The organism is Thiolapillus sp. (assembly GCF_048562965.1).
Lineage (GTDB): Bacteria > Pseudomonadota > Gammaproteobacteria > Chromatiales > Chromatiaceae > Thiolapillus > Thiolapillus brandeum_A.
Genome location: NZ_JBHNMF010000913.1, coordinates 742 through 1141, shown reverse-complemented (window position 1 = coordinate 1141; position 400 = coordinate 742). Strand labels below are relative to the sequence as shown.

The following is a 400-nucleotide window of genomic DNA, read 5'->3' as shown; positions in this document are numbered from 1 at the left end:
GCGCCAGGGCATGCAGCATCCACAGTTCGGTGACGGTCAGCTCCACCGGCTGCTGTTTCCAGTGGGCGCTGAGGCGGTCCATATCCAGTGCGAGATCACCCTGCTGCAGCTGGTTCTCGCGGCTGTCCTGCGCCATCACCGCCACGCGCCGGAACAGTGCGGCAACCCTGGCAGTCAGGTGAGGCAGGCTGATGTCCTTGGTGAGGTAGTCATCGGCGCCGAGACGGAGGCCGGAAACCATGTCAATGTCGCTGTCCCTGGCGCTGAGAAAGATGATGGGCAGGGCTGGCGCCGCGCTGCGCAGTTCCCGGCACAGTTCGAATCCCCCGTCGATTTCATCTCCCAGGCCGATATCCAGTATGGCCAGGTCCGGCAGCCGGGTGGCGAAGCTCTCTAGCCC

At 64.8% G+C, this 400-nt stretch carries 1 protein-coding gene; it reads right to left on the bottom strand.

Annotated features, from left to right (window positions below):
• Nucleotides 1-400 (bottom strand): response regulator transcription factor (locus ACOCD2_RS21135; RefSeq protein WP_419626054.1); only part of this gene is annotated, 400 nt, incomplete at both ends.